This window comes from Mesorhizobium sp. M0678, from assembly GCF_040320505.1.
GTDB lineage: Bacteria > Pseudomonadota > Alphaproteobacteria > Rhizobiales > Rhizobiaceae > Mesorhizobium.
This window is the reverse complement of sequence record NZ_JAMYPT010000007.1, coordinates 144,578-160,109: the sequence shown is the minus strand read 5'-3', so window position 1 is coordinate 160,109 and position 15,532 is coordinate 144,578. Positions and strand designations below refer to the sequence as shown.

The 15,532-nt window shown below is 62.9% G+C and carries 14 protein-coding genes; 8 read left to right on the top strand and 6 right to left on the bottom strand.

The genetic code is table 11. The annotated features are described in order from the left end of the window. Positions 1-60 precede the first annotated feature (60 nt). From NKI29_RS15390 to NKI29_RS15370, 5 genes are all read left to right on the top strand, one after another. Positions 61-819: an SDR family oxidoreductase gene (locus NKI29_RS15390; RefSeq protein ID WP_352755045.1), complete on the top strand. Its 759-nt coding sequence runs from the start codon at positions 61-63 to the stop codon at positions 817-819. A 129-nt stretch (positions 820-948) separates the two neighbouring features. Beyond that, complete coding sequence (locus NKI29_RS15385) at positions 949-1,335, top strand: SET domain-containing protein (RefSeq protein WP_352755047.1); 387 nt, start codon at positions 949-951, stop codon at positions 1,333-1,335. A 263-nt stretch (positions 1,336-1,598) separates the two neighbouring features. Then, the gene (gene rpsU, locus NKI29_RS15380) at positions 1,599-1,871 is read left to right on the top strand and encodes a 30S ribosomal protein S21 (protein WP_023675331.1); all 273 of its coding nucleotides are present in this window, start codon (positions 1,599-1,601) and stop codon (positions 1,869-1,871) included. Positions 1,872-2,032: 161 nt separating this feature from the next. Next, positions 2,033-2,890, top strand: coding sequence for a tetratricopeptide repeat protein (locus NKI29_RS15375; RefSeq protein ID WP_352755050.1), 858 nt, complete (start codon positions 2,033-2,035; stop codon positions 2,888-2,890). A gap of 124 nt (positions 2,891-3,014) precedes the next feature. Beyond that, positions 3,015-3,488: a DUF992 domain-containing protein gene (locus NKI29_RS15370; protein WP_023675329.1), complete on the top strand. Its 474-nt coding sequence runs from the start codon at positions 3,015-3,017 to the stop codon at positions 3,486-3,488. A gap of 146 nt (positions 3,489-3,634) precedes the next feature. Here the strand turns inward: NKI29_RS15370 and NKI29_RS15365 are convergent, their stop codons facing one another. From NKI29_RS15365 to NKI29_RS15355, 3 genes are read right to left on the bottom strand one after another with little or no spacing between them, the layout of a single operon-like run. After that, complete coding sequence (locus NKI29_RS15365) at positions 3,635-4,813, bottom strand: ABC transporter permease (protein WP_352640830.1); 1,179 nt, start codon at positions 4,811-4,813, stop codon at positions 3,635-3,637. 37 nt (positions 4,814-4,850) lie between these two features. Further along, positions 4,851-5,594: an ABC transporter ATP-binding protein gene (locus tag NKI29_RS15360; protein ID WP_352568182.1), complete on the bottom strand. Its 744-nt coding sequence runs from the start codon at positions 5,592-5,594 to the stop codon at positions 4,851-4,853. A 7-nt stretch (positions 5,595-5,601) separates the two neighbouring features. Next, on the bottom strand, positions 5,602-7,056 hold the full coding sequence (locus NKI29_RS15355; RefSeq protein WP_352568183.1) for an efflux RND transporter periplasmic adaptor subunit: 1,455 nt from the start codon (positions 7,054-7,056) through the stop codon (positions 5,602-5,604). A gap of 1,120 nt (positions 7,057-8,176) precedes the next feature. Between NKI29_RS15355 and NKI29_RS15350 the strand changes: the two genes are divergently transcribed. Continuing rightward, complete coding sequence (locus NKI29_RS15350) at positions 8,177-9,634, top strand: MFS transporter (protein WP_352633708.1); 1,458 nt, start codon at positions 8,177-8,179, stop codon at positions 9,632-9,634. Here the strand turns inward: NKI29_RS15350 and coaBC are convergent. From coaBC to ubiE, 3 genes are all read right to left on the bottom strand, one after another. After that, the gene (gene coaBC / locus NKI29_RS15345) at positions 9,631-11,088 is read right to left on the bottom strand and encodes a bifunctional phosphopantothenoylcysteine decarboxylase/phosphopantothenate--cysteine ligase CoaBC (RefSeq protein WP_352568184.1); all 1,458 of its coding nucleotides are present in this window, start codon (positions 11,086-11,088) and stop codon (positions 9,631-9,633) included. The genes NKI29_RS15350 and coaBC overlap by 4 nt on opposite strands. Before the next feature lie 65 nt (positions 11,089-11,153). Then, positions 11,154-12,728, bottom strand: coding sequence for a 2-polyprenylphenol 6-hydroxylase (ubiB, locus tag NKI29_RS15340; RefSeq protein WP_352568185.1), 1,575 nt, complete (start codon positions 12,726-12,728; stop codon positions 11,154-11,156). Positions 12,729-12,792: 64 nt separating this feature from the next. Then, positions 12,793-13,569 carry a bifunctional demethylmenaquinone methyltransferase/2-methoxy-6-polyprenyl-1,4-benzoquinol methylase UbiE gene (gene ubiE / locus NKI29_RS15335; protein ID WP_352698522.1) on the bottom strand — a complete coding sequence of 259 codons (777 nt, stop codon included), beginning with the start codon at positions 13,567-13,569 and terminating at the stop codon, positions 12,793-12,795. Between the two features lie 167 nt (positions 13,570-13,736). Between ubiE and NKI29_RS15330 the strand changes: the two genes are divergently transcribed. Together NKI29_RS15330 and upp are read left to right on the top strand one after the other, a co-directional pair. Then, entirely contained in the window at positions 13,737-14,711 is a 975-nt protein-coding gene (locus NKI29_RS15330) for an adenosine deaminase (protein WP_352454014.1), read from the top strand. Between the two features lie 142 nt (positions 14,712-14,853). Continuing rightward, complete coding sequence (gene upp, locus NKI29_RS15325) at positions 14,854-15,483, top strand: uracil phosphoribosyltransferase (RefSeq protein ID WP_023675320.1); 630 nt, start codon at positions 14,854-14,856, stop codon at positions 15,481-15,483. Positions 15,484-15,532: the final 49 nt, after the last annotated feature.

The window sequence follows — 15,532 nt, the reverse complement described above, 5'->3', positions numbered from 1 at the left end:
GATTTGCGACCAAGCATCCCGATTGCCGGCCAGAGCCGGCGCGAAAAAAGGATGCAGAAAATGTTCGCACTCACCAACAAGGTCGCCATCGTCACCGGCGCCAGTTCCGGGATCGGCCGCGCCACGGCAAAACTCTTTGCCGAGCAAGGCGCCAGGCTCGTCGTCGCCGCCCGCCGCCGGGCGGAACTCGATGCGCTGGTTGCCGAAATCGAAGACGCCGAGGGCACCGCCATTGCGCTTGCCGGCGACGTCCGCGACGAAGCCTACGCGAAAGTCCTGGTCGACCTGGCGGTCGAGAAATTCGGCGGGCTCGACATCGCCTTCAACAATGCCGGCTCGGTCGGCAGGATGGGGCCGGTTTCTGAGCTGTCGCTGAAGGGCTGGCGCGAGACGCTCGATACCAATCTGACCAGCGCCTTTCTCGGCGCGAAATACCAGGTGCCGGCGATGGTCGAACGCGGCGGCGGGTCGTTGATCTTCACCTCGACCTTCGTCGGCCACACGCTCGGCATGCCCGGCATGACCAGCTATGCCGCGAGCAAGGCCGGACTGATCGGATTGACGCAGGTGCTGGCCGCCGAATTTGGCGCCAAGGGCGTCCGGGTCAACGCGCTGCTGCCGGGCGGCACCGACACGCCTTCGGCGACATTCAACACACCTGAATCGCGGGCGTTCGTCGAAAACCTGCATGCCTTGAAGCGCGTCGCCGAGCCAGAGGAGATCGCCCGCTCGGCGCTTTACCTGGCTTCCGATGCATCGAGCTTCACCACCGGCACGGCACTGTTCGCCGACGGCGGTGTCTCGATCACCCGCACGTGAAGCGTTTCGCGGTTGGCGTCGGCCCGCCAGCCGCAATGTCAGCCCGCCAGCCGCAATGCCGGAAAAACCGGTCTTGCTTTTCCCGGCGATTTGACGATTCCGTCTTCTCCTCGAAAACGGGTTGGAAACATGCTGCTGATCAGGACGTATATCGCTGCAAGCGCAATCGAAGGCGTCGGCGTGTTCGCCGCCGAGCCGATCCGGAAAGGGGCGCAGATCTGGCGGCTCGATCCGGACTTCGACCGGCTGATCCCGATGGAAAGATACGAGACGGCGCCGCCGCACCTCAAGGAATTGCTCGACAGATATGCCTATCCCAGTCCGGACCGGCCGGGCTTCATGGTCTATGAGGTCGACAATGGCCGCTTCATGAACCACGCCGACAAGCCGAACACCGACTTTTCGCAATATGGCGGGGCCACCGCGACCCGCGACATCGCCGCCGGCGAGGAGATAACCTGCGACTACGGCGAGTTCTTCGAGGGTTTCGAGCAGCTCCACCTGGACACGGCATAGCCGCGCCTATCTGACCCAAGGCGAATTTTGTTCTTGCTTTGTGCCGGCAGCTATGCTACTAAATTGCGTATGGTGCTGATTCACCAGAGACCCGCCGCCGAGGCGGGTTTCTCGTTTCGGGATCGGCACCGCCTCTCAATCGGCTGTGGACAGCGCCCCTTGATTCTGCTATCAGCCGCCCCAATTCGTGGTGTAACGCGCCGCGGAGGCTTGCGGCTATGGCCGCTTGCCTGTTGATTTCAAACCGAAAGACAGGATTGCACGTGCAGGTACTCGTCCGCGACAACAATGTTGATCAGGCGCTTCGCGCGCTCAAGAAAAAGATGCAGCGCGAAGGCATCTTCCGCGAAATGAAGATGCGCGGACATTACGAAAAGCCCTCCGAGAAGCGCGCCCGTGAAAAGGCGGAAGCCGTGCGCCGTGCCCGCAAGCTGGCCCGCAAGCGCGCCCAGCGTGAAGGCCTGCTGCCGATGACGCCGCGTCCGGTCGCGGCCGGTGCTGCCGGTGCCGGTGCTCCGCGTCCGCCGCGGTTCTGACGTCAATTTTTCGTCCTTTTCCAAGGATATCCAAGGTGGCGCGATGCGGAATCGCCGCCACCTTTTTGTTGTGAGTTCGATCCGGTCCGAGAGGACCGGTTGGGAGAGATGCCGGTTCGGAGGGGGAACGGACCAGACGGCGCAGTAAGGACAGGGCAGACATGGACGCAATCACCGTAGAGCGCAGAACCGCGTGGCGCGGCCTCGCCCTGACGGCAGCCCTGCTTTCCGGGATGGCGCTTGCCAGCTGCCAGAGCGTTCCGACCGGCGAGTTCAACAACATCGACAAGGCGCAAGCCTCGACCGAGAACATCTCCTCACTGTCGGCGGTGATCCAGCGCAACCCCCAGGATCCGGAAGCCTACAATGTGCGCGGCTCGGCCTATGGCCGCGGCGGCCAGTACCAGGCGGCGCTCAAGGACTTCAACACCGCCATCCAGCTCAATCCGAATTTCTACCAGGCCTATTCCAACCGGGCGCTCATCCAGCGCTTCCTCGGTGATCAGGCAAGCGCGCTTGCCGACTACAACCGCTCGATCCAGATCAATTCCAACTATGACGCCGCCTATATCGGCCGCGGCAATCTCTACCGCAGGGCGGGCCGGGTCCAGGAAGCCTTCAACGATTTCCAGAAAGCCATCCAGCTCGACACGACCGATGCGCGCGCCTATCACAATCGCGGCCTGATCTACCAGAGTCAGGGCCAGCACGCCTTTGCCATCGAGGATTTCTCGACCGCCATTTCGCTGGCGCCGGATGCCTCCGAGCCTTACAACGGGCGCGGCCTCTCCTACCTTGCCATGAACGACGAGGACAATGCCTTCGCCGACTTCAACATGGCCATCAAGCTCGACGGCAAGAATGCCGAGGCCTGGTCCAACCAGGCGTTGATCTACGAGCGGCGCGGCGACAAGGTCAGGGCCGCGAAATCCTACCGCGAAGCCGTGCACCTCAATCCGACCTACCAGCCGGCCAAGGACGGCCTGGCCCGCACCAGTGCCGGCTCAGCGGCCGGTTAATCGGGCCTCCGTTTCCGCACTCCGACAACCCTGCGTTTAGCTTCGCCTTGCTGGCGCCAAGTTTTCGGCGGAACGCTCGGCGTGCTCAGCCGTTTGTACAAGGCAATTTCGAAAGGACCCTGCCATGATCAAGAAACTCGCTTGTGCCGCTGCTCTCGCCACGACCGTCGTTGCCGCTCCCGCCAGCGCCAGCAAGCTCCAGCTCGGCGTGCTCGACTGCACCATCGACGGCGGCACAGCCTATCTCGTCACCTCCAACAAGGGTGTTTCCTGTGTCTTTCGTCCGCATCGTGGCGGCCCCTCCGAAGTCTATACAGGGGTGATTTCCAAGCTCGGCGTCGATGTCGGCCGGACGCATCAGGGCCAGCTGGTATGGGCGGTTCTGGCGGCGACCCGCAACCACGATGAAGGTGACCTTGCCGGCAGCTACTATGGCGTGAACGCCGAGGCCAGCGTGGTCACCGGTGGCGGCGCCAATCTCCTGGTCGGCGGCCTCGACAGCGCCTTTTCGCTGCAGCCGCTCAGTGTCCAGGCACAGACCGGCGTCAACCTGGCGGTCGCCGTCACTTCGCTGGACCTGATCCATTCGTTCAAATAGCGGCCTCTGGCAAATACGGCCGTGGCCTTTCATCATGCGCCGGGATAGGACGGTTCCGCGTCGCGTAGTCGCCGGCGCGTGGCAGCCTTTTGATTGGGCGCCTTGCGGCTTCGAAATTGACCGATGATCGCGCGGTGGCGCCAAACTCATTCTGCGCGCAGCGCTTCGATCGGCTGTAGGCTTGCGGCCTTGCGGGCGGGATAGTAGCCGAAAAAGACGCCTACAGCCGCGGCAAAGCCGATAGCCAGCAGGACGGCGCTGAGATCGATGATCACCGGCCATTGAGCGATAGACCCAAGGGCGATTGCAGCAACAATCCCAATACCAGCACCTAGAATACCCCCGAGCAGGGCAAGCGTTGCTGCCTCAACGAGAAACTGGGCAAGGATATCTCGCCGTCGCGCGCCCACCGCAAGCCGCAGTCCGATCTCGCGGACCCGCTCCGTCACCGTCGCCAGCATGATGTTCATGATGCCGATCCCGCCCACGACCAGCGAAATTGAGGCCACCGCCGAAAGCAGCAGCGACACCACGCGTGTGGTCGAACCTTCGGCATTCGCAGCTTCGGCGAGGTTGCTCACCATGAAGCTGTCTTCCTGACCCGTCCGCAACCGGTGACGCTGCCACAGGAGTTGGCGGATCGCTGCCATCGTGTCCTCGGCCGAGGTCCAATCGGCGAACTTGACGGTGATGTTGTGTACGAAGGTCGGATTGGCACGGCTCGTGCCAATGAACTGACGTCGCGCCGTCCTCAGCGGCACAAGTGCCACATCGTCCTGGTCATCGCCCCACACGCTCTGGCCCTTCCGCTCCAGCAGTCCGATCACCGTGAACGGCACGTCGCGGATGCGGATCGCGGCGCCCAGCGGATCGGCTTTTCCGAACAACTTCTCCCGCATCGTCGTTCCGAGGAGCACCACGTTGGCGACGCGGTTGTTGTCCTCCGGGGTCATCTCCTGCCCGGCAATAACCCTCCACTCGCGCGCTGAGAAATATTCCGGCGTCACGCCGCGAAGCACGCCTTGCCAATTGGCGGAGCCGATCGTGAACTGCTCGCGGGCGTAGAGGAGTGGCGCCGCCACCACGACGCCGGGGATTTCCATTCCGATCGCCGCCGCGTCCTCTTCACTCAGCCGCGGCGCGCCACCGGCCCCAAGCCGCACGCTGCCCATCTTCGCACTGCCCGGACTGACGCTGATGAGGTTGGCGCCGAGGCTGCGGATCTGCGCAGTGATCCGTTCGCGCGCACCAACCCCGATCGCGATCATCACCACGACAGCGGCCACACCGATGATGATGCCCAACATGGTGAGCGCGCTGCGCATATGATGGGAGCGTAATGATCGCAGGGCGGTTCTTGTGCTACCGGACATTGTTGTACGCCAGCGCTAGACGGCGAGTGTCATCCAAAGGTCGGACCTGCTGTATGACAGGGGTGTCTGACAGAACGCGGCCGTCTCGAAAGGCTACAATGCGATCCGTATGGGCAGCTATCTCAGCCTCATGGGTGACCAGCACAATGGTCAGGCCCTCTCCATTGAGTCGGCGGAAAATTGCCATGATCTCCAGCCCTGTCTGGCTGTCGAGCGCACCAGTGGGTTCATCGGCCAGTAAAAGTAAAGGCTCCGTCACCAGGGCGCGGGCAATGGCAACGCGCTGCTGTTGTCCGCCCGAGAGTTCGGCAGGAGTATGTCTGGCCCGATCGGCGAGCCCTACCTTGGCCAGCATCGCCAGCGCTGCGCGCCGCCGCTCACCAGCCCACATGCGGCGATAGACAAGCGGCAGTTCCACATTTTCTAGTGCGCTGGCCCGCGGCAGCAGATTGAACGACTGAAACACGAAACCGATGTTCCTATTGCGGATCGCAGCGAGTTCATCGTGATGGAGTCCACCGACGTTTACCCCGTTCAGCCGATAGCGGCCTTCACTCGGACTGTCGAGGCAGCCCAGTATGTTCATGAAGGTAGACTTGCCCGATCCTGAAGATCCGATCACCGCGACGAATTCGCCTCGTTGAATCGTCATGCTCACCCCTTCGAGCGCCCACACCGGCTCTCCGCCAACACGGTAGCAATGGCGCAGCCGGTCGACGTCAATCAGAGCCATGAATACCTCACCACAACCGGAACTTGACCAGGACGGAAGACGCGTCATCGTCCCGACGCGGAGCAGTAGCAAGCCCCGTAATGACCTGCTGCCCCTCAGTCAGGTCGCCTGCCAGCACCTCTGTTGCACGACCGTCGGTGATTCCAAGCCGGAGCGAGACAAGCTTCGGCTCGCGGTCTGGCCCAAATACAAATACCTCGCCCGGGCTTCCCGCCTCTACGCCCGTTTTGGCAATGGCCGGCGCGGTTGATCGCGCCTCGTCCCCGGTATCACTCGGCGGCCGAAAACGCAGGGCCGCATTGGGCACTTTCAAGACCCCCTGTCGCTTGGCCATTACCACGCTCAGATTGGCGGTCATGCCGGGCAACAGCAGCTCATCGGAATTTTGCGTACCGACCACCACTATGTATGTGACGACGTTTTGAACGACCTGCGGTGCCTTGCGTATCTGTTTTACCGTGCCGGTGAAAATTCGGTCGGGATAGGCATCGGCAGTGAAAGTAACCGGCTGCCCGAGCGCAAAACGGCTAATGTCGGCTTCCACCACGGAAGCTTCCACCTGCATCTCAGTCAGGTCTTGAGCTATGGTGAACAGTATCGGGGTCTGCAGGCTAGCCGCCAGGGTCTGACCGCCACTGACGGCGCGATTGACCACTGTGCCGGTGACCGGCGCGCGTACATAGGTGCGGTCAAGATCAATTTGGGCCTGCTGAAGCACCGCTTCCTTCTGCTTCACCTGGGCAAGCGTGTTGGCGAGCTCCGCTTCTGCCATGTTGAGGGTCGCCTTGGCGGCTCGAACGACTGCCGATTGCGACAGTTCCTCGGCCTGGGCGGCAGTCGCCTGCGCCTTGGCAGAATTGTGCGCGGTATTCTCCCGCTCCCATTCTCCCACCGCGATGATCTTCTGCTTAGCCAGGGAACGTTTGCGGTTCACTTCCTGCGCCGCACCATCGAGCGCGATTTCGGCGCGTGTAGTCTGTGCGGCTGCAGAATCATATCTGGCCTCGGCGGTCTCCATCTCTGCCCTGGCCCGCTCGATCTGCGCCCGATGTACCGAAACCTGCGTTTGCGCCATCTCCCGTTCGGCAAGGGCTTGCGCTACTCTCGCTTCGTAAATCTCCGGCTCAACCCGGGCTATCACCTGGCCTTTGGTGACCTTGGAGTTGAAGTCGACATAGAGTTCCTTCACCCGACCCGAGAGCTGAGAACCGACTTCCACCATAACTAGCGCGTTCAGCGTGCCAGCCGCCTGCACCGTTGTGACGATATCGCCGCGCTCCACGGCTTGCGAGCGATAGGCGGGGGTATCGGGCCGGATGGAGGACGGCTCGAGGAGAGCTGAGAGCTGATTGAAGGCCGACAAAACCTGGCCGGAAGTCACCGATGGTGTCGGTCCCATGGAACTCCCGGGCGTTACCGCCGCGCCGAGGATTACCGTAACGAACAAAACGCTGCGCATCATGTTCTGACCACCTCTGAGCCGGAAGGGAAAGGTAGTCCCTTCCAGCTCTTTAATCTGCACTTGGCAGTGCCGCAGAGGAATTCTACGAACCTATAGAATAAACCCGTCAACAGCCAAATACATAGATGTTTATTCGAAAATTTCGGATATTACTACTTGCAGTGGCCGGGATTACCCTCGCAGGCCGCCTCGGTCTTGTTGCCAATGTTGCCTTGGCCTTCAGCCGTATCCTGCGTTGCCGTGCCGAACGCATTGCCATTCACATCCTTCGTGGTCTCATTGCACACGCAGTCCGGAACCGACCCCGTCTTTGTACAGGAGGCCACGCCAGCGGTGCCGCAGAAGTCCGTGCACTGTGTCTGCGATACGCCGGGACAGGTCTGCGCTAGCGCTCCGCCTGTTCCAAGCAACAGTGCCCCACCCATGAAAGCCGCAGCCGCGGCCACCTTTAAACCACTACATCTACATCCAATAATCATGTTTTCCTCCGATTTTGCCAGAGCTAGAGGGTGCTGCGCAGGCCATCTCTGGCACTGGTCGGCAGCATGAGGGCGCAACAAAGCCCTCGATTCGGTTCGATCGATTATGCTGTGGGGGATGCGGAAGTTATGAGGCCGCCAGCAACGGCTTTAAGCCGCCGGGCCTCCCAAGACTCTTTCGGGTGACAAGACTCTTTCGGATGAAGGGCCCTCTGCGGCGCACAGAATCGCCGCAATACTTGGCCTGCGCAAATCGGCAGCGCCCATTGTCGTGCTCCAGTACGACTGTAAGCGGGAATATTTCTTCTTGCTAATATATTAACCATATTTGCGGAAGCTGGCAACCAGTATCTGGGATATGCGTCGGTTGAGGTGCTGCTAAATCGATTGGTAGAACGGCGTGAACATCGCAATCGGCGTCAGCCAGTATCAGTTGCGCCGCAGAGCGGGTTGATCGTGGAGCCGAGATGCACGATCACCCTGGCTTCCGGCCTACATCATCATCTCAGCACACCGGAAACCGCTTGAACTCAACTGCGGTTGAGGTTTTACAAGCCGTCCCCGAAGCGCCGCGTGCCCATTTGGAGACGAAGAGCGCTCCAATATTTTAGACCAGCGTCTAGGGAAGCTCGGGGGGCTGGATGACCAAAACAAGCACAAACGGGGTCGATTGGCGCGCGCTGTGGGCGAGCGGCGACCTGGCGCGCTTCTGCTTTATCGGCCTCGGCATCCTGCTGCACGCCACCAACGAAACCATGGTAGCAACGGTCATGCCGGCCATGGTCGGCGACCTCGCCGGCGTGCAACTGGTCGGCTGGTCGCTGGCGATCTACGAGTTCGGCGCCATCGTTGCCGGTGCGGCCGCCGGACGGCTGGTGAGCTATGTCGCGCTGCGTACCAACATGATGGTCGCCGCAATGCTCTATGCCGTCGGCGCGCTGGTCTGCGCCACCGCGCCTTCGATGCCGCTGTTCCTCTGCGGCCGCCTGATCGAAGGGCTCGGTGGCGGCGCGCTGGTGTCGCTGGCCTTCGTCTCGGTCGAGCGGCTGTTTGCCCGCGCGATCTGGCCGCAGCTTTTCGGCGTCATGTCGGCGATCTGGGGTGTCGCCGCCTTCAGCGGGCCGGTGCTCGGCGCGGTCATGACCGAATTCTCGTCCTGGCGCTGGGCCTTCGGCGTCTTCACCCTCGGCGGCACGGCCATGGCGCTGGCAAGCTTCCTCGTGCTCGATACGCCTGAAGCAACGAGGCCGCAGGCGAAGGGCGGCTCGGCGCCGCCCTTCCCCTTTGCGGCACTTGGCTGCCTCGCCGGCAGCGTCGTGCTGATTGCCACTGCCGGCGTCGACATCGCCCTGCTGCGCTCGTCGCTGCTGCTCACCCTCGGCCTGATCGGCCTGGCGCTGTTTATCTATATCGACGCACTGAAGCCGCGCTCGCGCCTGTTCCCGTCGCGGCTGTTCTCATGGCGCTCGCCGGTCGGCGCGGGCATGACCATGGTCGCGGCGTTTTCGGTGGCGACCTGCTCGTTCGCGGTCTACGGGCCGCTGCTTCTGACCAGCCTGCAAGGCATTCCGATCCTGACCACCGGCTACATCATCGCCGCCGAATCGATCGCCTGGTCGATCCTGTCGATCCTCGTCGCCAATGCGCCGCCAGAGCGAGAGCGGCTGATCATCGTCGGCGGGGCGCTGATGATCGCCACGGGCGTCGCCGGTTTCGCCTATACGGTGCCGGCCGGCTCTATCCCGTTGATCCTGCTTTGTGCCTTGCTGCAAGGCGGCGGTTTCGGCATCGCCTGGCCGTTCGTCACGCGTGTGATCGTGGCATCGGCCAAGGAAGGCGAGCAGACGATCGCCTCGGCCGCTGTGCCGACCATGCAGCGCATCGGTTATGCCGTGGGTGCGGCACTGACCGGCATCGTCGCCAACGCCAGCGGCTTTTCCGAAGGCCTGAACCGCGAGGCCGCGGCGAACGTCGCCGCCTGGCTGTTCCTCGCCTTCATACCGCTCGGCATCCTGGGATGCCTCGCCGCCCTGCGGATTTCGGGGACGACCGACACGAAGCCGGCGAAGCTGTCAATCTCCGTGGGGGAGATTGACTAGACAACGACCGTCTTCAGCCGGTCGGCGATTAGTGCCGCGAGCCGCGTCGCCACCTCGTCCTTGCTCATCTCCGGCCATTCCTCGACGCCGGCCTTCGAGACGATTCGCACCTTGTTGCGGTCGCCGCCCATCACGCCCGGGGAACCATCTTCATGCGAGACATCATTGGCGACGATAAGATCGGCGCCCTTTTTTGCGAGCTTGGCCTCGGCATTCCTGACCAGATCCTGCGTCTCCGCGGCGAAACCGACCACCAGCATCGGCCGCTTTTTGTGGTGCCCGACACCGGCAAGAATATCGGGATTTTCCACCATCTGCAGCGAGGGCGGCCCCTCGCCCGCCATCTTCTTGATCTTTTCCCCGGCCGAACTTTGAGTGCGCCAGTCGGCGACAGCCGCGACGAACACCGCCGCGTCGGCCGGCAGCAACTGCTCGACCGCGTCCTTCATCTCGACGGCGGTTTCGACGTGCAGCGTGGCGACGCCGGCCGGATCGGCAATGCCGACCGGGCCGGAGACGAGACGCACGTCGGCGCCGAGCCTGGCCAGCGCCGCCGCGATGGCGTGGCCCTGCTTGCCCGACGAGCGGTTGGCGATGTAGCGCACCGGGTCGATCGGTTCATGCGTCGGTCCGGAAGTGACGATGATCCTCCTGCCTGCCAGCGGCTTTGGCCGGCTGTCGAGCAGCGCCTCGATCGCGGTGACGATCTTCAGCGGCTCGGCCATGCGGCCCTCGCCCACCTCGTTGCTTTCGGCCATCTCGCCTTTCGCCGGGCCGACGAATGCGACGCCGTCCTTGCCCAGCATCGCGCGGTTGCGGCGGACCGCCGGATGCGCCCACATTTTCGGGTTCATCGCCGGCGCCATCAAAACCTCCTTGTCGGTGGCGATGAGCACCGTCGAGGCAAGGTCGTTGGCGTGGCCGTTGGCGAGCTTTGCCATCAGGTCGGCGGTGGCCGGCGCCACGACCAAAAGGTCGGCCTCGCGCGACAGCCTGATATGGCCGATGTCGTGCTCGTCCTGCCGATCGAACAGTTCGGTGAAAACATGGTCGGCGGACAGCGCCCCGGCCGACAGCGTAGTGACGAACTCCTGCGCCGCCGCGGTCATCACCACCCGCACTGCCGCACCGCGCTCGCGCAGCCGGCGGATCAGGTCGAGCGCCTTGTAGGCGGCGATGCCGCCGCCGATGATCAGCAGGATGCGCTTGCCGGAGAGGATGCCTCGCGGGCTGGAGACGGCGACCACCGACGTTGCCGGACTCTGCGAACTCGTCAGTTCGCGCAGTGTTTTCTCGATCTGGTCGATGCGACCGGCCGAACCGAACTGACCTTCGACCGCTGCGCGGATCATCACCCGCGCTTGGTCTTCCATCGACCGGCCATTCTCCGCCGCCAGTCGGCGCAGCAGGTCCTTGACCTCGTCATCAAGGTTGCGGATCGTGATGCTGGCCATCTGATTGCACCTTGCCCGGAATTGCTGAGTGCAATGATAGCAATGCAATCACTTTGCAACAAGCGCTAGAATATACGCCAGGCGATATACACCAGCGTCAGCGCGATCACCCACAGCGCCAGCCGGCCGGAGCGGGTGTGGCGCGCCTCGGCTTTGCCGATCGCGTCCGCCGTCCCCTCGTCGAAGCGCAGGCCGTTTTCGGCCATCAAGTCGATTTCGCGCGACAGCCGCTCGGTACGGGCTGCGAGGTCCGGCGCCTGACGGGCCAGCGCCAGCAGCGCGTTGGCACCGTCGCGCGCATCGGCCAGCAGGGCGCGCGGGCCGAGATTGCGGGCAATCCAGCCGCTCACCACCGGCTCCGACGTCTTCCACATGTTGAAGGCCGGGTCGAGGGTGCGGGCGACGCCTTCGACAACGACCATGGTCTTCTGCAGCAGCACCAGCTCGGACCGCGTCGCCATGTCGAAGAGGTCGGTCACCTCGAACAGCAGCGTCAACAGCTTGGCCATCGAGATGGTCTCGGCCGGCTGGCCGTGGATCGGTTCGCCGATCGCCCGGATCGCCTGGGCGAAAGCCGCGACATTGTGCTGGCGCGGCACGTAGCCGGCCTCGAAATGAACTTCGGCGACGCGCTGGTAATCGCGCGTGATGAAGCCGTAGAGGATTTCGGCGAGGAACCGGCGCTCCTTCCTGCCGAGCCGGCCGGCAATGCCGAGATCGACGGCGACGATGGTGCCGTCGGCCTCTATAAACAGGTTGCCCGGGTGCATGTCGGCGTGGAAGAAACCGTCACGCAGCGTATGGCGCAGAAACGACTGAACGAGGTTGGCGGCAATCGCCTTCAGGTCGTGGCCGGCGGCGGCAAGGCCGGCAACATCGTTCATCTTGATGCCGTCGACCCATTCCATGGTCAGCACGTCACGACCGGTGCGCTCCCAGTCGACCGACGGCACACGGAAGCCGGGATCGTCCTTGGTATTCTCGCCGAGCTCCGAAAAAGCCGCCGCCTCCAGCCTCAAATCCATTTCGATTTTGGTCGTCTGGGCCAGTGTCTCGGTCACCTCGACCGGCCGCAGCCGGCGCGACGACGGGATGTATTTTTCCTGCAGCCGGGCGGCGAGGAAATAGCTCTCGAGATCGCGAAAGAAGCGGCGGCGCACGCCCGGCCGGATGACCTTTACTGCTACCCGGGTAATGACGCCGTCCTGCAGGGCTTCGGCGGTATGAACCTGGGCGATCGAGGCGGCGGCGACGGCCTCGCCGAAACTGACATAGAGCTCCTCGATCTTGCGTCCGAGCGAGGCTTCTATCGCTGCAACGGCCTCGGCCTTCGCAAACGTCTCCATCTTGTCCTGCAGCATGGCGAGATCAAGCGCGATATCGTTTCCGACGACATCCGGCCGTGTCGCCAGGAACTGGCCGAGCTTGACGTAGGATGGGCCGAGCCGCACGACCGCCTTGGCCAGCCTGTCGCCGCGCTCATAGGCAAGCGCGCGACGGCGGGTGAACAGCCGGGCCATGCGCCAGCCGAATTTCGGCAAGCCGAAGAGCTCGTCACCGGGCAAAGCCGCGATGACACCCTCGCGGACCAGCACCCAGCCGGCCCGTACGAGCCTGAAACCAGCGCCGATGCTGCTCATGGCTGGCTTTGCCCTGCCGGTTTCCTGAACTGGCGCAAGGCACGTCGGAAAATGCGGGCCAGCCTCAAAGCTTCCAGCCCGAATGAAGCGCGGCGATGCCGCCGGAATAATTGCGGAATGAGGCGCGCTCGAAGCCTGCGCGCGAAATCATCGCCGCGAAATTCTGCTGATTGGGAAACTTGCGGATCGATTCGACCAGATAGGAATAGGGCTCGTCATCGCCGGTCACCACCTTGCCGATCCGCGGAATGGCGTTGAACGACCATGCTTCATAGACCTTGTCGAGCAGCGGCATCTCGACCTCGGAGAATTCAAGGCAGAGAAAGCGCCCGCCAGGCTTCAGCACGCGATAGGCTTCGGCAAGCGCCACATCGATGCGCGGCACGTTGCGGATGCCGAAAGCGATGGTGTAGGCGTCGAAAGTAGCGTCGGCAAAAGGCAGTTCCTCGGCATTGGCTTCGACGAAATCGGTATTTGCCGACAGGCCTTTTTTCTCGGCCCGGTCGCGGCCGACGGCGAGCATCGAGCCGTTGATATCGAGAACCGTTGCATGAGAGTGCCTGCCGCTCGCCTCGACGATGCGGAAGGCGACGTCGCCGGTGCCGCCGGCAACGTCGAGAACGCTCCAGCCCGGCCGCTTCGGTGGATTGAGCCAGGCGACCATGGCGTCCTTCCACAACCGATGCAAGCCGGCCGACATCAGGTCGTTCATCAGGTCGTAGCGGTTCGCCACCTTGTGGAAAACATCATTGACCAGGGACTGCTTGTCGCCTGGCCCTACCCGCTTGAAACCATAGGAGGTTTCCATGCCGCCCGCAGCAGTGGTTCTTTCAACCGACATCGTTTTGATCCGCCATAAAATCGGCGGGACCATAGCCGATCGATGGTGCGGGCGCTATTGTTTAAGGCGCGGTGTTCGGCCGCGCTTCGAAGCAGGTTCCGGAAAAGTGTCACACGGTTTTCCGACAGGAACTTGCGTCATAAGAAAAAGCCTGACGGGATAATTGAATGCCTTTGAAAGCAGAACTGCACTGCCACATCGAAGGGGCAGCGGCGCCTGAACTCGTCCTCCGCCAGGCTGAGAAATACGGCAAGGATGCCTCGCCCTACATCCAGGACGGCTCCTTCGTCTGGCACGACTTCACCTCTTTCCTCGCCGCCTACGACTTCTCGTCGGACCTGTTCCGCACCGAAGAAGACTATGCGCGGCTGGCCGATCATTACCTGACCAGCCTCGCCCGCGACGGCGCCATCTATTCCGAGGTTTTCACCTCGCCCGACCATGCCAGCAAGGCCGGGCTGTCGCCGAAGGCCTATACCGACGCGCTCGGCGAAGGCATGGCCCGCGCCAAGGCGAAGACCGGCATCGAAGGCCGCATGATCGTCACCGGCGTGCGCAATTTCGGTGTCGAATCGATCGAGCGAGCGGCGCGTTTCGCCGCGCGCTGCGGGCATCCGCTGGTCACCGGTTTCGGCGTCGCCGGCGACGAGCGGATAGGCGACCTGGAAGATTATGTCAGGGCCTTCGAGATCGCCCGCGAGGCCGGCCTCGGCATCACCGTCCATGCCGGCGAATTGATGGGCTGGGAGAGCGTCGAGGCGGCACTCGACCACATCCGCCCGTCTCGCATCGGCCATGGCGTGCGCGCCATCGAGAACCCCGAGCTTGTGCGGCGCATCGCCGACGAAGGCGTCGTGCTCGAATGCTGCCCTGGCTCCAACATCGCCCTGAAAATCTTCGACAGCTTCGCCGACCATCCCTTCCCCGCCTTGCGGGCAGCGGGCTGCAAGGTGACGCTCAACTCCGATGACCCACCCTATTTCTGGACCTCGCTGAAACGCGAATACGACATCGCTGCCGAGCATTTTGCGATGGACGACAAGGCGCTCACCGCCGTCACCAGGACGGCCATCGAGGCAGCCTTCGTCGACAGGAAGACCAGGGCGGTGCTGCTGGGCAGGCTCGGCGCCAAGGGCAGGTGAATGGTGAATGGTGAATGGTGAATGGTTCACCCGGCGCTTCGGTTCGTCAACCGCGAGTTTTTCCGCGCAACCAAGGACTCGCAAACCAGTTCACTATTCACTATTCACCATTCACCATTCATTTGCGCAGTTGGAGAACACCATGAAGGGCGTCACCGTCGTCGACCATCCGCTTGTCCAGCACAAGCTGACCATCATGCGCAAGAAGGAAACCTCGACGGCCGGCTTCCGGCGGCTGCTGCGCGAGATCTCGCTGCTGCTCGGCTACGAGGTCACCCGCAACCTGGAACTGACGACGACGACCATCGAGACGCCGATCGAGACGATGGAGGCGCCGACGCTGGAGGGCAAGAAACTGGTCTTCGCCTCGGTGCTGCGCGCCGGCAACGGCTTGCTCGAAGGCCTGCTCGATCTGGTGCCGGCGGCGCGTGTCGCCCATATCGGCCTCTATCGCGACCATGAGACGCTGGAAGCGGTCGAGTATTTCTTCAAGGCGCCGGGCGACCTCGCCGACCGGCTGGTGATCGTCGTCGACCCGATGCTGGCGACCGCCAATTCGGCGATCGCGGCGATCGACAAGCTGAAAGGCCGCGGTGCCACCAACATCCGCTTCCTCTGCCTGCTGGCGGCACCAGAGGGCCTCGAGCGGTTTACCCAGGCGCATCCCGATGTTCCGGTCTTCACCGCTTCCATCGACCGCCAGCTCAACGAAAAGGGCTATATCATGCCGGGTCTCGGCGATGCCGGCGACCGCATGTACGGCACCAAATAGATCCGTTTACCGATTGTTTACGCAAACGGCTGGTTTCCGCACTCGTTAA